Annotated in this window: 20 protein-coding genes and 1 pseudogene; 8 read left to right on the top strand and 13 right to left on the bottom strand. The window is 34.8% G+C overall.

The window, feature by feature from the left end; translation table 11 throughout:
* The first annotated feature begins 18 nt into the window (after positions 1–18).
* Complete coding sequence (locus MNO09_RS06470; protein ID WP_097860441.1) at positions 19–879, top strand: alpha/beta fold hydrolase; 861 nt, start codon at positions 19–21, stop codon at positions 877–879.
* 65 nt (positions 880–944) lie between these two features.
* Here MNO09_RS06470 and MNO09_RS06465 read toward each other — a convergent pair whose 3' ends face one another.
* From MNO09_RS06465 to MNO09_RS06455, 3 genes are all read right to left on the bottom strand, one after another.
* Positions 945–1,193: a hypothetical protein gene (locus MNO09_RS06465; protein WP_002096278.1), complete on the bottom strand. Its 249-nt coding sequence runs from the start codon at positions 1,191–1,193 to the stop codon at positions 945–947.
* A gap of 113 nt (positions 1,194–1,306) precedes the next feature.
* Complete coding sequence (locus MNO09_RS06460; protein ID WP_000821763.1) at positions 1,307–1,996, bottom strand: response regulator transcription factor; 690 nt, start codon at positions 1,994–1,996, stop codon at positions 1,307–1,309.
* 1 nt (position 1,997) lies between these two features.
* Entirely contained in the window at positions 1,998–3,452 is a 1,455-nt protein-coding gene (locus MNO09_RS06455; protein WP_000023887.1) for a sensor histidine kinase, read from the bottom strand.
* A 149-nt stretch (positions 3,453–3,601) separates the two neighbouring features.
* Between MNO09_RS06455 and MNO09_RS06450 the strand changes: the two genes are divergently transcribed.
* The 3 genes from MNO09_RS06450 (at position 3,602) to mscL (ending at position 5,872) form a co-directional block, all read left to right on the top strand.
* Positions 3,602–4,282 carry an ankyrin repeat domain-containing protein gene (locus MNO09_RS06450; RefSeq protein WP_000475149.1) on the top strand — a complete coding sequence of 227 codons (681 nt, stop codon included), beginning with the start codon at positions 3,602–3,604 and terminating at the stop codon, positions 4,280–4,282.
* 136 nt (positions 4,283–4,418) lie between these two features.
* Positions 4,419–5,345 (top strand): Gfo/Idh/MocA family protein, encoded by a 927-nt coding sequence (locus tag MNO09_RS06445; RefSeq protein ID WP_000042907.1) that lies wholly within the window; start codon positions 4,419–4,421, stop codon positions 5,343–5,345.
* A gap of 128 nt (positions 5,346–5,473) precedes the next feature.
* Positions 5,474–5,872, top strand: a complete 399-nt coding sequence (mscL, locus tag MNO09_RS06440; protein WP_000267008.1) for a large-conductance mechanosensitive channel protein MscL — start codon at positions 5,474–5,476, stop codon at positions 5,870–5,872.
* A 48-nt stretch (positions 5,873–5,920) separates the two neighbouring features.
* Here mscL and MNO09_RS06435 read toward each other — a convergent pair whose 3' ends face one another.
* Positions 5,921–6,193: a DUF3917 domain-containing protein gene (locus MNO09_RS06435; protein ID WP_000636592.1), complete on the bottom strand. Its 273-nt coding sequence runs from the start codon at positions 6,191–6,193 to the stop codon at positions 5,921–5,923.
* 148 nt (positions 6,194–6,341) lie between these two features.
* On the opposite strand from MNO09_RS06435, the gene dhp61 reads away from it, so the two are divergent.
* The 3 genes from dhp61 (at position 6,342) to MNO09_RS06420 (ending at position 7,318) form a co-directional block, all read left to right on the top strand.
* Positions 6,342–6,638, top strand: a complete 297-nt coding sequence (gene dhp61 / locus MNO09_RS06430) for a protein Dhp61 (protein ID WP_088107405.1) — start codon at positions 6,342–6,344, stop codon at positions 6,636–6,638.
* Between the two features lie 79 nt (positions 6,639–6,717).
* Positions 6,718–6,954 (top strand): DUF3949 domain-containing protein, encoded by a 237-nt coding sequence (locus tag MNO09_RS06425; RefSeq protein WP_000637905.1) that lies wholly within the window; start codon positions 6,718–6,720, stop codon positions 6,952–6,954.
* 1 nt (position 6,955) lies between these two features.
* The gene (locus MNO09_RS06420) at positions 6,956–7,318 is read left to right on the top strand and encodes a DUF4288 domain-containing protein (RefSeq protein WP_033657718.1); all 363 of its coding nucleotides are present in this window, start codon (positions 6,956–6,958) and stop codon (positions 7,316–7,318) included.
* A gap of 34 nt (positions 7,319–7,352) precedes the next feature.
* On the opposite strand, the gene ccpA is transcribed toward MNO09_RS06420, so the two are convergent.
* The 6 genes and pseudogenes from ccpA to MNO09_RS06390 form a co-directional block, all read right to left on the bottom strand.
* The gene (gene ccpA / locus MNO09_RS06415) at positions 7,353–8,351 is read right to left on the bottom strand and encodes a catabolite control protein A (protein ID WP_001103308.1); all 999 of its coding nucleotides are present in this window, start codon (positions 8,349–8,351) and stop codon (positions 7,353–7,355) included.
* 382 nt (positions 8,352–8,733) lie between these two features.
* Positions 8,734–8,855: pseudogene (locus MNO09_RS30990) on the bottom strand (bifunctional 3-deoxy-7-phosphoheptulonate synthase/chorismate mutase); the annotation flags it as partial.
* 256 nt (positions 8,856–9,111) lie between these two features.
* A complete protein-coding gene (locus tag MNO09_RS06405) occupies positions 9,112–9,594 on the bottom strand; it encodes a DUF2247 family protein (RefSeq protein WP_001049288.1) in 483 nt (160 codons plus the stop codon).
* Positions 9,595–9,686: 92 nt separating this feature from the next.
* Positions 9,687–10,703, bottom strand: a complete 1,017-nt coding sequence (locus MNO09_RS06400; protein ID WP_000738032.1) for a CamS family sex pheromone protein — start codon at positions 10,701–10,703, stop codon at positions 9,687–9,689.
* Positions 10,704–10,820: 117 nt separating this feature from the next.
* Positions 10,821–11,147 carry a bacillithiol system redox-active protein YtxJ gene (gene ytxJ / locus MNO09_RS06395; RefSeq protein WP_001057455.1) on the bottom strand — a complete coding sequence of 109 codons (327 nt, stop codon included), beginning with the start codon at positions 11,145–11,147 and terminating at the stop codon, positions 10,821–10,823.
* Complete coding sequence (locus tag MNO09_RS06390) at positions 11,147–11,659, bottom strand: DUF948 domain-containing protein (protein ID WP_001197725.1); 513 nt, start codon at positions 11,657–11,659, stop codon at positions 11,147–11,149. Before MNO09_RS06390 ends, ytxJ begins: the two co-directional genes overlap by 1 nt.
* 187 nt (positions 11,660–11,846) lie before the next feature.
* Between MNO09_RS06390 and MNO09_RS06385 the strand changes: the two genes are divergently transcribed.
* Entirely contained in the window at positions 11,847–12,962 is a 1,116-nt protein-coding gene (locus MNO09_RS06385) for an aminopeptidase (protein ID WP_000654744.1), read from the top strand.
* Between the two features lie 37 nt (positions 12,963–12,999).
* Here MNO09_RS06385 and MNO09_RS06380 read toward each other — a convergent pair whose 3' ends face one another.
* From MNO09_RS06380 to MNO09_RS06370, 3 genes are read right to left on the bottom strand one after another with little or no spacing between them, the layout of a single operon-like run.
* Positions 13,000–13,401, bottom strand: coding sequence for a hypothetical protein (locus MNO09_RS06380; protein WP_000465680.1), 402 nt, complete (start codon positions 13,399–13,401; stop codon positions 13,000–13,002).
* Positions 13,402–13,431: 30 nt separating this feature from the next.
* Complete coding sequence (locus tag MNO09_RS06375; protein ID WP_000878350.1) at positions 13,432–13,614, bottom strand: hypothetical protein; 183 nt, start codon at positions 13,612–13,614, stop codon at positions 13,432–13,434.
* Complete coding sequence (locus MNO09_RS06370) at positions 13,611–14,015, bottom strand: PH domain-containing protein (protein ID WP_000347187.1); 405 nt, start codon at positions 14,013–14,015, stop codon at positions 13,611–13,613. The genes MNO09_RS06375 and MNO09_RS06370 overlap by 4 nt, the downstream gene beginning before the upstream one ends.
* Between the last annotated feature and the right edge of the window lie 17 nt (positions 14,016–14,032).

Here is a 14,032-nt window from a genome sequence, read left to right as displayed (position 1 = left end):
TTAGCCGGTCCAATTTTTATAAGAAAAGGTCGTGATATTATGTGGACACAACAAATAATCAACACGAAACGTGGCACATTTGAACTTTTTACAAAAGGAAATGGCGAACCGCTTTGCATTACACATCACTATTCACAATTTAATGAAACTGGTGATTACTTTGCAGATGTTTTCACTTCTACGCATCGTGTATTCCTCATTAATTTAAGAGATGCTGGTAACTCAGCAAAAGCCAATTCAGCAAAAGAATTAAGTATGATTGAAACAGTTCACGACTTAGAAGCAATACGAGAAGCTTTACAACTCCCAACATGGCATTTCGCCGGTCATTCAACAGGTGGTATGCTTGGACTTTTATATGCAATTACATATCCAAATTCCTTACAATCATTAGTCGTGGCCGGAGCTGCAGCAAGTAATTATACCGAAACACCATTTTGCATTTATCACCCAGCACATCCTCAGTTTCATTATATGCAACAGCTCGTCGAAAACTTAAAAAGCCCTCACCTTACAAGTGAAGAACGGAAAGAACTATCTACTAAGAGGACAAAATTATCATTGTATAAACCTGAAAACTACAACTCTTATTTTTGTAAACCAATCAAAAAAACAATGTCTGCTAGCCGGATGAACGCTTTCTCTCACGAATATCCTTCATTTGATTTAAGAAAGTACTTACCTTCTATCAACATAAAAACGCTAATTATTTGCGGAAGACACGATGTACAGTGCCCGATCCAATATTCTATCGAGATGCATGAGGGTATACGTAATTCTATCTTTGTGACATTTGAGGAGAGTAACCATTATCCTTTTTTAGAAGAATCTGCTCAGTTTACTTCTACTACTCAAACATTTTATAAATCGTTACACTAGTACCGCTATTATTAAGGAAAGCTCACAGTCTCTATAAGACTATGAGCTTTTTTAAAAGAAATATTTCACACTAGAAACAACAAGAAGAACAAAAAAATCATTAAACCTACATCAAGTAATACTGCCTTTTGATCTCCTTCTTTTAAACTTATCATAAAACTAGAAATTATTTTAATTCCAAAAAAGAACATCATAAATAACCCACCGAAATGATCATTCGTAGAATCTTCATCATAAAACATTTGTATTGCACCAATAATTAATAAAATAAGTACGATATTCGTTCCAATCTTTAAAGCCTTGTTATGTAGCACGCCCTCTCATGCTCTCCTGTGTTTTATCTCTCTTTATATTTTAACATAAATTACCTATTATTCCCTTTTCGTTCAAATAACATAAAAAACCTGCCCATTACTCGGCAGGTACATTACACGTTAAAGCGATAACCAGCTCCCCATACTGTTTCAATATATTGCGGGTGGGCGGGATCTCTTTCAATTTTTTCACGTAGCTTTCTAATGTGAACAACGACAGTGGCTAAATCGCCAGCTGAGTCTAGTCCCCAAATACGTTCAAATAACTGTTCTTTATTTAATACTTGGTTTGGATGCGTTACAAAGAATGTTAATAAATCAAATTCCTTCGTTGTAAACGCGATTTCTTCATTGTTTATACAAACTTTTCTCGCTCGCTGGTCAATAGAAATTCCGTGAATGTATAGCGTATCGCGTTGCTTACTCACATTTCCTGATAATCTTTCATAACGAGAAATATGAGCTTTTACCCTTGCGACTAATTCACTCGGGCTAAACGGTTTCGTTATATAATCATCTGCTCCTAAACCGAGTCCGCGAATTTTATCTATATCTTCCTTCTTTGCTGAAACAAGTAAAATCGGAATATCTTTTATAGCTCGAATTTGCTTACAAATTTCAAATCCATTCATTTTTGGAAGCATAATATCTAAAATAATTAAATCGTAGTCTTCCTGAAGAGCCATTTGTAGACCTATTTCTCCTGAATGCTCTACATCGACTTGAAAATCACTAATTTCTAAATAATCTCGCTGTAATTCTGCAATACTTATTTCATCTTCTACTAGTAAAATTCTCTTCATTCTACTCACCACATTCCTGTACTTTTTTCAATGAGAAGAAAATACTTGTACCTTCCCCAAGCTTACTTTCCGCCCAAATTTCTCCGCCATGTTCTTCAACAATTTGCTTCGCTATCGCTAAGCCAAGTCCACTTCCACCTGTGCTAGAATTTCGCGATTGCTCTGCACGATAAAACCGCTCAAATATATACGGCAGCGTATCAGCTTCTATACCTGATCCATTGTCCACCACTTTTACAATGACTGTATTGTTATCACTTAATACTGTTACAGTAATTTTCTTCGCTTCTTTATCCATGTATTTCACACTATTATGAATTAAATTTGATATCACTCTATTTATCTTTTCGCAATCGGCCGTTACATATAGTGGTGATGAATGTAATTGTAAATAAACTTCTATACCTTCCTCACTTAAATCCATCTGCATCTCTTCTAATAATTCTTGCATAAACATGTTTAATTCTATCGTTTCAAACTGAAAAGGAACTCGATTCAAATCAAGCTTCGAAAACAAAAAGAGCTCATCAATGAGTGTATCCATATGCTTCGCCTTCGTATGAATGGTCGTTAAATACTTATCCATTTTTTTTGGCGTATTTGCGACCCCGTCTTTTATGCCTTCTACATATCCGATAATAGATGTAATCGGTGTTTTTAAATCATGAGATATGTTTGAAATGAGCTCTTTTCGATTTTCTTCATACTGCGTTTGTACTTCAATCGACTCTTTTAATCTCTTCCTCATTTCCTCAAATCCTTGATTTAATTGCCCAATCTCATCATGGGATGTAACTGGAATTTGAAAATCTAAATCCCCTTCTTTAATTCTCCCAGTCGCATCTTTCAGTACAAAAATTGGTTTTATCACACTTCTTGAGACGAAATAACTTAATAGCCCTATGAGTAAAATGGCTAACAGTAAAAGCGCTCCGAACAAAATCGGAAATAACTTTTGTGTAAGATCGACAAATGAACTTTGCCTTTTTAGTACAAATATACTCCCTTCTTCATCTCCAGGAAAATAAAAATCAAATTTTACATACCGATAAAATGTATCGCCTAGTTCCGTTGTACCACGACTATTAATATTTGCTGATTCAAATTTTGGAAGGGCTTCTTTTAAAGATACACTTTCAAATATTTTTGTAGCATAAGAAATGGTTTCTCCCTTTCTTACAACTATTTTCACACCTTCTTTTTCAAGTGTTGAAACGAACGATTCATCTAATAGTTGAGATTGATTTTTCTTTGCCGCTAATTTCAATTCAATATACGTATTCTCTTCTTCTGGCGTAAGCGGCTTTTGAATATAGGAACTTTTATAGAAATTTTTCACTGATTCCAAGTCTCCTGTTATGGAAAAAACAATTAAAAATCCCGCGACTAATATGAGCGTAATGGAAACGAGAATAACAGCAATATAAGAGAATAAAAATCTTGTTTTAATAGACATATGTTACATCCTCACTTTACCAAACCTTATTACTCATAAGCATAAAAATATATGTTCAAATACTCAAGCGATTTTATAGTAATTTTAGCGTCAGTTTATAAAAATTTAATGTTCTTATTTTACAGTTGAAATGAGGAGGTTGAAATTCCATGTTCAAAAAAACATTAAGCATGATCTGTTGCGTAATTTTTTTGCAAGGTTGCTCGCAAGAACAAGGAGTTAAAAAGGAGATGACAAACATGGAGACAGCGCTACTAGCAGCTACTGAAAAACAAGAAACGAATACCGTTATATCGTTACTCAAAAAAGGGGCTGACATAAATATAACAGACAATAAAGGACGTACCCCTCTTATGATTGCTACATACAAAAATGATGTGAAAACCGCAAAAGCGCTTATTGAAGCAGGTGCTAACGTAAATATCCAAGATGATATGAAAAACAATCCCTTTCTATACGCCGGTGCAGAAGGTTACTTCGATATTTTAAAACTAACAATTGATGCCAGTGCAGATCCATCGCTTACAAATCGTTACGGCGGAACAGCTCTTATCCCCGCCTCAGAACATGGCTATATTGATGTTATTAAAGAACTCCTTACGCGAACAACTATTGATGTTAACCATGTAAATAATCTCGGGTGGACCGCTTTAATGGAAGCCATCGTATTAAGTAACGGAAACGAAACACAGCAACAAGTCATTCAGCTTCTTATTGAACACGGTGCAGATGTAAATATTCCAGACAACGATGGTGTTACCCCGTTAGAGCACGCTCGCGCTCATAACTTTGAAGAGATAGAGAAGATTTTGTTAGCGACAAATAAATAAAAGCTCATTTCCTATAAAAAACGTATCATTTTCAAATCTATTTTTTGCCATTCTCCCCAGTCTATGCTACAGTTATTTCGTCACATAGCTATACAGCTAGACAACTTATATATTTATAATAGGGTGGGAAAAACACATGAGCAAACCTCGTATTGGAATGATTGGATTAGGTAGTATTGCACAAAAGGCTTACCTTCCAACACTCACAAAGGAAACTGATTGGACTTTTTTGGGAGCGTTTACACCTAATGTTAATAAAAGAAAACAAATTTGCGAGCAATACCGGATTCAAGACTTCCATTCTATTGAAACGTTAGCTTCAGAATGTGATGCAATCTTCGTCCATAGTTCAACTGCTACACATTATGAAATCGTTTCTGAACTTCTACAAAAAGGAATCGACGTTTATGTTGATAAGCCGCTAGCTGCTACTACTGAGCAAGCAGAGAAGCTAGTTGAAATGAGTGAAAAGTATAATCGAAAGTTAATGGTCGGATTTAATCGCCGTTTCGTTCCTATGTACGTTACTGCCAAAGAGCAAGCTAATGATACTTCATGGATTCGAATTGAAAAGCACCGCACAAATAAGGTGGGGCCATATACGTATGACTTTACTATGTTAGATGATTACTTACATATTGTAGATACTGCTCGCTGGTTAGCTAACGATGACCTTAACATCGTTCATAATATGATGCAAATCAATGAAAAGAACGAACTTCTTTACGGACATCATACATATACAACGCCAAGTGGACTGTTACTTTCTACCGCGATGCACCGCCATGCAGGTACAAATTTAGAACAAATTGAACTTGTAACGACAGGTAAAATCATTCGCGTAAAAAATATGAACACATTTGAAGTTGAGCAGGAAAATGCAGTTTCTCAGATTGGTTCACCATCATGGGATACAACGTTAAAACAACGTGGTTTTGAAGATGCAGTTCATCATTTTATCGAATGTGTACACGGCGATACAAAGCCTGTTGTAGATGGATTAGAAGGATTAAAAACGCAGCAACTGTTGCAATCTCTACTGAACGATCTAAACAAAAATTAAAACGGATACATTTTTCAGAATTTACTTTCATTCCCATTTCCCCTTTATTTCTATCGCAAATTTCTATAGAATATGTTGATAGGAATTATAAATTTCATAATGAATCGTGGAAAGGATGGGATTAACACATGTGGAACGAGTTTAAAAAATTCGCATTCAAAGGGAATGTAATCGATTTGGCTGTCGGGGTTGTAATCGGGGCTGCATTCGGTAAAATCGTTAGTTCTTTAGTAAAAGATATTATCACACCATTACTTGGTATGGTATTAGGTGGCGTTAACTTTACAGATTTAAAAATTACATTTGGTAAATCATCCATTATGTATGGTAACTTTATCCAAACTATTTTTGATTTCTTAATTATTGCAGCTGCTATCTTTATGTTCGTTAAAGTGTTCAACAAACTAACATCTAAAAGAGAAGAAGAAAAAGTGGAAGAAATTCCAGAACCAACAAAAGAAGAAGAACTTCTTGGCGAAATTCGCGACTTATTAAAACAACAAAATTCTTCTAAAGATAGAGCATAATTGAACGGATAAAAAGGCATGCCCCTCGGGACATGCCTTTTCTATATGCTATAACGTTTCCGAATTCATATGAATAAATAAAATAATACCTGCAACCATAAGTACCATAATACTACCTGCAAATAGTGTAATACCCATGAACATTAAACTTGTGCTCATGTCCACTGATACACTTTCAATAAAAATAGAAATTACATAAGTGATAAGGGCAATTCCTGCAAGAATACTTCCTGGAACAAATCGCTTTAAGCCATTTTGTTTTAACGTCATATATGCAAAAATAGCAGTCATACAAAGCGTAATTATCCAAAGAACGATCATCTCTTCTCCCCCCTCACAAGCCTTTTCTTTCTATTATACATGACATTGCCCTATAATAGTTAAATTTGCACTTATGTGACATATAACAAGGAACAATACCATTTTGTAGCGAAGTCACCAATAGGACGCATACTTAGGAGGATTTCAATTGAAAGATGATATTGTAGGATATTTTAAACAAGTAGAGCGATTCGATTATATTACAATCGACTTAGACAAAAAACTTTTTTATATCGAAGTTGTACAATTAGAAACAAATATCACTTTGCTAAAAATATTAATTAACTTAGAAAAGGATGAAACTATTATTGCTGGCAATGTAAAACAATATGATCCTTCTCGGTTAGAACATTTAATTCAAAGCTTTAAGCACACGGCACAAATATGCCTGGAACATAATTTACGAAGTCCTGAAGAACTTTTTGCATTTTGGAAAGGAAATTGACCACTTTAAAAATGGATATCATTCATATAAATTGATATAATTACCATATACAACTATTCTTTACAAGGGAGTGTTCATAATGATTTGGATTTCACTAATCGTATTAGCCTATTTCATCATTCTCGTCCCAATACAGTATAACTATATTAAAATGCTCAAGACAAAACAGAAAAAAATGAACGTGTCACAAAACGAACTATATGACAACATGTCTTATGAAGAATCCCAAATACACTATCATTATCAAAGTAACGTATTTACAATACCTGCTTCGCTTGTCGCAAGTATTATTTATAGAGTGAAACATGCAGCATAATATGTACGCTATAAAATTATTGTTTGAATCTGTTCATTCTGGTGAGCCTAATACTACAAAAATGGATGAGCATTATGAAGAAAATCACGATACACTTTTTGAAGAAAGTATTATTCTTGTTAAAGCAAACAGTTTAGAAGAAGCTCATGAACTAGGTGAGAAAATCGCTATGCAATCTGAAGATACATACAATAACATGTATGATGAGCAAGTGACATGGACGTTTCGAAAAGTATTGCATGTGTTTGAATTAGACGATACACCATTTGAAACTGGAAAAGAACTATACGCAAGGTTTTTACACGTTAAGAAAAACGAAACGGTAGATACCGTAGTAAAAACATACTATCCTGAATACGAATAAAAGCTCACAGCAATTGCTGTGAGCTTGTTTATACTTACTTCGTTGAATCTCTAAATTGGATGCGGTGAGGTAAGATAACAGTGTGATCTTCCACTTTTTCCTTGTTCATATACTTTGTTAATAGACGCATTGCTACTGCACCGATATCATACATTGGTTGTACAACTGTTGAAAGTTGTGGACGAACCATTAATGCAAGGCGTGTATTATCGAAACCAAGTACTTCTACATCAGTTGGTACGTTTAATCCAGCGTCTTGTGCTGCATGGATTACACCTAGTGCCATTTCGTCAGAAGATACGAAGATTGCTGTTGGCTTTTCATCACTGCTCCAAAGCTTTTCGAATGCTTCGATACCTGAATCATATGTGTAATCTCCATCGATTATAAGATTTTCATCATATGAAATACCCGCTTCTTCTAAAGCTTTTTTATAACCTTGTAACTTCTTCGCGCTTCCCGCTTTATCAATGAAAGGACCAGAGACGAAACCGATACGCGTATGCCCTTGCTCAATAAAGTGCTTCATTGCGTCGTAAGCTGCTTGCGTGTAATCAATATTTACTGATGGCGTTTCATTTTGCTCATCAAATGACGCTGCTAATACGATTGGTACTGGAGACTTTTTGAATTCTTCAATGTGAATGTCTGTAATATCTTCACCCATGAAAACAATTCCGTCCACTTGTTTTCCAAGCATCGTATTTAATAAATGGAACTCTTTCTCTTTGTTTTGGTCAGAGTTACTTAAAATGATGTTATATTTGTACATTGTTGCGATATCTTCAATTCCACGAGCAAGTTCTGCATAAAACGTATTTGAGATATCAGGAATAATAACACCTACTGTAGTTGTCTTCTTACTTGCTAGTCCACGTGCTACCGCATTTGGGCGGTACCCTAAACGATCAATTGCTTCTAATACTTTCTTTCTTGTTGTAGGCTTTACATTTGGATTACCGTTCACTACACGAGATACGGTAGCCATTGAAACGTTTGCTTCACGCGCTACATCATAAATTGTTACGTTCATCTCATCGCACACTCCTTCTATTTTTGTTATCTATTTTTATGTATCGGTTACTTGAATGAAAAAAAGACATCAACTCTATTTGCAGATGCCACCAATCGTCCCGAGTTCTTCCTTTTACTAATGATACGATAAAAACGCAGGCTCATACAATATTTTCCCGCAAAAGTTTCGAAAAAATTCGCTTCTTTTCTCGTATTTTCGTATTTTTTATGAAAAAAAGGGCATTTTTTGTAAAAATATAGATATTCAATACGTAGAAACCTTATTTTAAGCAATACGATAGTAGATAGTAAATGAAATTTATATCGGTGATTTTTCAAATATATCGACTTATCGACAGAAACCGAAAATGATATTCATTTGATGCGCGCTGGATCTGGGCTGGCAATAGGAGGTCACATCGCCCTGTAGAATGCGTTATATCGACAACGACAGGTAAATATGTGTTTCTTTCTTTAAAATCGGCACAGCGGAAACATGAAGCGTATTACGCATCGATCTTTCATTGCTTCAGAAAATTGACGTACTTGTTCATAACTTTCTACTGTGCATGGTCCCATAATAAAAAGCTGATTTCCATCACCATTAATTTCAACAATCGTATCTTCTTGTAACTCTAAACGAGCTTGGAAAGTATGTTATAACATCTAGGTTTCAAATGGCTCATTATTATTCTCTGCGATTACATATAGCATAACTTACCTTCCCGTTTCAGAAACTAATTGTAAGTCACGACCTATTTATTGTTAGTTTGTATATATTAGCATTTAAATCTCGATTCCTCTAATTTCAAAAATTCCCCAAACCTATTTACCAAATCTTTTTTCGTAGTGGGAACTTCTTGAGGCATATAATTAACAAAACTCACCATATCTTCTGGATAGTGATGATTTCCATAAAACTTTGCAATTTCATTTAATAACTCATTATCTTCTTTACATCTTTCTTTTATCTCAGATAAACAAACAAATCTTAGTTTTCTCTTCTCCTCTACTAACACTGTGCTTTCTTCATCTAATTGAGGAAAATAATTAGTTTTTATTTCTAACATCACCTTACCTAAATTTTCATTAGAGACTCCCCATGACAGTTCACTAACAAACTCACTCTCATCACCAATCCCCATCAATTCTACTGCATAATCAGAAATAACGTCTTTACTAAAATAATTCCCTTGGACGCCTACAAAGATAGTTTTCCAATCATACTTAATATGTTTATTTTTTAAGTCTTTTAAGTTCATATGACTTCCCCCTTACTTTTTGGAATTTGATTTGGCTCACCCGCCATAACACCATTTTCAATAAAAAAAAGACAGTGTAAACACTGTCTTTTTTACAAGAAGGAAACAAACGGTTTTTCGCTGTTTTTCTCTTTTATAATAATTGCCTCGATTTTACTCTCGGACTTTATCTGCAATTGTACTTTCGCATCTTTAGGTAATTTTTCTAACATACTTTGAGCAGCCATTTGAGTAAGAGCCATTAATTCTGTTTTACCATTGTATTTAATAACGATATTCATATTTAATGTATCCATCTGGTTTTTCTTGTAAGAAACTTTAGCATTTACTGGGATAAAATCTGCCGGAGAAAAATCTTTCATTGCCTTAGCAAATTCAGTTATTTTTGTATTATCTTCTCCATGTGCTTGTTTAAATTCATCAGAAGGATATGAAAACGCTTGTTCATCAATCGTACTCCAATTTCCAAGGTTCATATCATTCTTTTGAACAGTAGCACTAGCAATATACGTACCATTTTTTAAAGAACTTGTACTTTCTTGCTTAAAGATAGCAAACGTAATTGGAGACTTATTATACTTGTCATTTTTATTAATCGCTTCAATAAGTTGCTTGGCAACTTCAGCCCCCTTAGACATAGCTTCTTCATTCGATACACTTGAAGACATAGCTAAACCGATCATAACACCAGATAAACTTAGTTCGTTTGAATTCTGTTTTCCGAAATAGTCTTGTTCTATAATATTCGTCAAAACTGGCGCTTCTACTTTTGCGACTAGTTCATCAACTAACTTCTCCGGAATATACTGATTTAATTGTAGTACATGATTTTCTGTATCAAATTGCTGCGCTGCAATATTCATTAAACCATTTTCATACTCTGCTAAATCTAATTTAGAATTTGTTTTTATATTAGCTGTATTTATAACCTTTTGTTCTTTTAAAGGAATTACAGTTCTATAATAATCTTTCGAAACAGCAGTTCTCGGGATCATGCTTTTTTCTTTCGTATCCTTCTGTATAACTTCATCCTTCTTACTAATCGTATTATTACTACAAGCTCCTAGTAATAAACTTACGACCGCGAAGGATAATGCCATTTTCTTCATTACTTAAAACCTACTTTCAACAATCTAGTTATTTAATTTGAACTATTAACAGTGTACCATTAAATATATTTCAACAAAAACAAAAAAAAGAAGCAAGCACCTTTAGCTTGCTTCTTTTTACTTAATATTCTCTTCTAAAGCGTCTTTTTTAATGTTCCAATGAGACGTATTCCATACTACCATCCCATCTTTTATGTATAACACTTGCGGAGATTCATGTTTAATGCTGTACTGTTCTGCAACAAGATTCGAAACATCTCTCGCATCTTGTACGTATAAGTAATACGCTGGTACTGCTCTTTCTTCATTACAATACGCTTGAAATTCTGTATATGCACCGTGACTAATCGGGCATGTCGTACTATGTTTAAAAAGAACATACGGCTCGTTTTTTTCTACTAATACTTCAAGCTCTTCAATTGCTTCAATTTTTGTCATATTCATCACGATTCACCTCTCATACGAAGTCTAGAGCGCTTCTCTTTCTTTTCAGCTTTTTTCTCAAGTCTTTCTAATTTACGCTCTTCTTTTTCAACCTTTTTCTCTTGTCTTGTCGCACGATAATGATTGTATACTTCAATTGCTGCGCTACTCCACTGTACAACTTGCGCTACTTTATCTGCATTGTTTTCAATTTCGTCCGTAACAGAATCTGATACATTACGAAGTTTCGTATTTAAAGAATGGATTGTCGTTCCAATTCCATCTACACCCGATACTACTTTATTTAATGATTGTGACTTCTGTTGAATGTCATCAGCTAACGCATTTGTTTTATGTAATAATTGCTCCGTCTCTACGCTAATCCCTTGCATTTGCTTTTCTAAACCTTCTAACGTGCTTGCAACGTTTTCTAACGTCTTTTGAACCGATAACAACGTTCTGCATACATACACTACTAATACAGCGAAAGCAACCGCGATAATAGCCGCACTTACATATAAAAGAACTTGCATTTCATCACTTCCTTTATCTTTTTCATACTTTCCCCTATTATACAATCATTTTCCGTTTCGTTCTAATCCCTATCTTTTCATTAGAATTTTCATACTTATTCGTTAACTTTAACATAAATGATTCAACAAATTCCACTAAGTAGGTTACAATAGGAGAGGATACATAATTAGTAGGGAGGCTTTACATATGAAAGATCCACGCATTGAAAAGTTAGCATACAATTTAATTAACTACTCTATTCGCTTACAAAAAGGCGAAAAAGTATTAATTGAAAACTTTGGCTTACAAAAAGGACTTGTAACTGCACTTGTAAAAGAAGCATATGCAGCTGGTGGTTTCCCATTCGTTTCTTTAAAAGATCATCAAGTAGATCGCTCTTTATTAATGGGTGCTACTGAAGAACATTTCGAACAAATCGCTGCATATGAAGCAAGTGTAATGAAAGATATGGACGCTTATATCGGTCTTCGCTCTGGCGATAACATTAACGAACAAGCTGACGTGCCAAGTGAAAGAATGCAAATTCACGGTCAAACAGTTGGTAAGAAAGTTCATAGAGACATCCGCGTTCCGAAAACGCGCTGGGTTGTTCTTCGCTATCCAAATGCATCTATGGCGCAGCTTGCTAAAATGAGCACAGAAGCTTTCGAAGACTTCTACTTCGAAGTTTGTAACTTAGACTACGGTAAAATGGATAAGGCGATGGATAGCCTTGTTACATTAATGAATAAAACAGATAAAGTTCGCCTAACTGGCCCTGGAACTGACTTAACATTCTCTATTAAAAACATTCCAGCTATTAAATGCTCAGGTCATTTAAACATTCCAGACGGTGAAGTATATTCTGCACCAGTTCGCGATTCTGTTAACGGTACAGTTTCATACAATACACCATCTCCTTACAACGGTTATACATTTGAAAATGTACAACTTAAATTTGAGAACGGTCAAATCGTTGAAGCAACTGCAAACGATACAGAGCGCATTAACAAAATCTTCGATACAGACGAAGGCGCGCGTTTCGTTGGTGAGTTCGCAATCGGCGTAAACCCATACATCTTACATCCAATGGGAGATATCCTATTCGATGAAAAAATCGATGGTAGCTTCCACTTCACTCCTGGACAAGCTTACGACGATGCATGGAACGGCAACAACTCGAATATTCACTGGGATTTAGTATGCATCCAGCGCCCTGAATACGGCGGCGGCGAAATTTACTTCGACGACGTACTAATCCGTAAAGATGGACGCTTCGTTGTACCTGAATTAGAAGCTTTAAACCCAGAGAACTTAAAATAATGAAAAACGCTCGGAATGTTCTCCGAGCGTCTTTTTATTAATATTGTAATAAATCTTTCGCCACATCTTCTGGCACTTTAAAACTCATTTTCTTATTTTTCATTTCAACTTCGACATAAGAGACATCTTTATATACTGTCATCGTACCAATTTCATGTAACTCTTTTTTATCATTACTCGACTCCGATAATTTTTTTGTATCCTCTTGGTACATTTTAAATGTTTTCCCTTGCGGAGTATCTAAAGGAACCGACTGCATTCCCCACTTATCCATTTTCATAACTTCAAACAGCTTTTCAATTTCTTTCTTATCACTTGAATCCGTAAGTGATTCAATCTCAACCTTTTGTGCCTTTTCTAAGTTCATATCTACCTTTTCCTTCTTCGCACTACACCCTATTACAAGAAAGGATGCTGTTAGCAGAAATAGAAAAAACATACAGATTTTTTTATCTCTAATCCTCCTGCACTATATAGAACTACTTTTCTCGCTTTTTGTTTGCTGGAAATGAAAATAATATAAAAACGCCACTGCAATAGTACCTATTAATATTGGTACATATAAGGGCAGATCCCATTTCATATATACTCTAGTGCAACCAACAAGCACAAACAAAATTTCTAAACAGAATAAAGGTTTTACATATTTCATTTCTTACCTACCATTTCTATTTTCACATTTGGGTTCTCTTTCTCGATAAGCGCCAAAAATTCATTCATATGTTGCGGTATCGCAACCATATGTACTTTGTATGCATTCGTCGTAATTTCAAGGTATTTCCCAACTTGACGAATGATTCTTATCTCTTTCAATACGATATCGTCATTTAAAATGCCGTACTTTAATACACCATTTTCTACTTTATGCTTTTTAATAAATACTTCCCAAACGAGTGGCACATTTACAAGGAAGCATAAACCCATTCCAATTAACGCTGACATCCACTGCTCTTTATTTGAGATAATCATGACAAGTGGATATATGAACATAAAAACTAACGTGAGACAAACGAAAATTACTACTGACTTACTTCTTTGAATCGGAAAGTCCATACCTACACCCCCTAACC

Source organism: Bacillus sp. N5-665 (assembly GCF_022637375.2).
Taxonomy (GTDB): Bacteria; Bacillota; Bacilli; order Bacillales; family Bacillaceae_G; genus Bacillus_A; species Bacillus_A wiedmannii.
The sequence above is the reverse complement of the archived record's forward strand: the minus strand, read 5'-3'. Positions and strand labels throughout refer to the sequence as shown.

Coding starts and splice junctions, on each gene's coding strand:
- MNO09_RS06460 (WP_000821763.1), bottom strand. CDS start 1,996: ATGAAGAGAATTTTACTAGTAGAAGATGAAATAAGTATTGCAGAATTA.
- MNO09_RS06455 (WP_000023887.1), bottom strand. CDS start 3,452: ATGTCTATTAAAACAAGATTTTTATTCTCTTATATTGCTGTTATTCTC.
- MNO09_RS06450 (WP_000475149.1), top strand. CDS start 3,602: ATGTTCAAAAAAACATTAAGCATGATCTGTTGCGTAATTTTTTTGCAA.
- MNO09_RS06445 (WP_000042907.1), top strand. CDS start 4,419: ATGAGCAAACCTCGTATTGGAATGATTGGATTAGGTAGTATTGCACAA.
- mscL (WP_000267008.1), top strand. CDS start 5,474: ATGTGGAACGAGTTTAAAAAATTCGCATTCAAAGGGAATGTAATCGAT.
- MNO09_RS06435 (WP_000636592.1), bottom strand. CDS start 6,193: ATGATCGTTCTTTGGATAATTACGCTTTGTATGACTGCTATTTTTGCA.
- MNO09_RS06425 (WP_000637905.1), top strand. CDS start 6,718: ATGATTTGGATTTCACTAATCGTATTAGCCTATTTCATCATTCTCGTC.
- MNO09_RS06420 (WP_033657718.1), top strand. CDS start 6,956: ATGTACGCTATAAAATTATTGTTTGAATCTGTTCATTCTGGTGAGCCT.
- ccpA (WP_001103308.1), bottom strand. CDS start 8,351: ATGAACGTAACAATTTATGATGTAGCGCGTGAAGCAAACGTTTCAATG.
- MNO09_RS06405 (WP_001049288.1), bottom strand. CDS start 9,594: ATGAACTTAAAAGACTTAAAAAATAAACATATTAAGTATGATTGGAAA.
- MNO09_RS06400 (WP_000738032.1), bottom strand. CDS start 10,703: ATGAAGAAAATGGCATTATCCTTCGCGGTCGTAAGTTTATTACTAGGA.
- ytxJ (WP_001057455.1), bottom strand. CDS start 11,147: ATGAATATGACAAAAATTGAAGCAATTGAAGAGCTTGAAGTATTAGTA.
- MNO09_RS06390 (WP_001197725.1), bottom strand. CDS start 11,659: ATGCAAGTTCTTTTATATGTAAGTGCGGCTATTATCGCGGTTGCTTTC.
- MNO09_RS06385 (WP_000654744.1), top strand. CDS start 11,847: ATGAAAGATCCACGCATTGAAAAGTTAGCATACAATTTAATTAACTAC.
- MNO09_RS06380 (WP_000465680.1), bottom strand. CDS start 13,401: ATGTTTTTTCTATTTCTGCTAACAGCATCCTTTCTTGTAATAGGGTGT.
- MNO09_RS06375 (WP_000878350.1), bottom strand. CDS start 13,614: ATGAAATATGTAAAACCTTTATTCTGTTTAGAAATTTTGTTTGTGCTT.
- MNO09_RS06370 (WP_000347187.1), bottom strand. CDS start 14,015: ATGGACTTTCCGATTCAAAGAAGTAAGTCAGTAGTAATTTTCGTTTGT.